Source organism: Paractinoplanes toevensis (assembly GCF_018332695.1).
GTDB classification, from domain to species: domain Bacteria; phylum Actinomycetota; class Actinomycetes; order Mycobacteriales; family Micromonosporaceae; genus Actinoplanes; species Actinoplanes toevensis.
In genome coordinates, this window is sequence record NZ_BOQN01000142.1 from 1 (window position 1) to 796 (window position 796).

Consider the following 796-nt stretch of genomic DNA (forward strand, 5'->3'; position numbering starts at 1 on the left):
CGGCAGCGGCAGCGGCAGCACGATCGTTCATCTCGATCTGCATCCGGAGAACGTGCTGCTGACTCGGCGTGGGCCGGTGGTGATCGACTGGTGCAATGCCGGGGATGGGGCGGGAGACCTTGACACCGCCCTGAGCGCGATCATCCTTGCCCAGGTCGCGATCGGGTCGATCGAGCATCCGCTGGGCGCGGAGGCCGGAATGATGGTGGACCTCTTCCTGGAACTGGCGCCGGGAGATCCCCTCCGGCTGCTTGACGAGGCAGCGGCCTTCCGGCGGCAGCAGCTCACGATGTCGCCGGACGAGGTCGCGATGATCGAGACGGCGGTCGCTCGGGTGCGCACCGCCGGCTGAGCAAAGCTGGCGCCGCGCGGCCGGACGGGCCGTCGGCTCTCGTCGGAGCCGGCGCGCCGGCCGCTGAGGGGAGGGTGGGGTTGTGCGCTGGTTCAACCTTGGGCTGCGGTTCGTTCTCGAACTCTGCGCTTTCGCCGCGCTGGCCTATGGCGGATGGCACGTGCCGGGGCCTACCTGGGTGCGGATTCTGGCGGCCGTCGCGCTGCCGGTCGCCGGGGCGGTGGTGTGGGCTCGGTGGGTTGCGCCCAAGGCCAGTCATCCGATTCCGGATCCGCTGCGGCTCGTTCCCGAATGGGTGGTCTTCGGTGGGGCCACCGCCGCACTTCTGCTCACCGGGCATTTCGTGCTCGCGGGTGTACTCGCGCTGCTCGCCGCCGGCAACCGGTGGGCCTTGCACGCGCTGCGAACCGGCACCGGCGGCGACCCGGCCTGAACAACAAGCCC

The 796-nt window shown here is 70.6% G+C and carries 2 protein-coding genes; both read left to right on the forward strand.

The window, feature by feature from the left end:
- The coding region (locus Ato02nite_RS45650) for a phosphotransferase (protein WP_213012987.1) at positions 1 to 352 on the forward strand (352 nt) is incomplete at its 5' end.
- An 82-nt stretch (positions 353 to 434) separates the two neighbouring features.
- On the forward strand, positions 435 to 785 hold the full coding sequence (locus Ato02nite_RS45655; RefSeq protein WP_213012988.1) for a YrdB family protein: 351 nt from the start codon (positions 435 to 437) through the stop codon (positions 783 to 785).
- Positions 786 to 796: the final 11 nt, after the last annotated feature.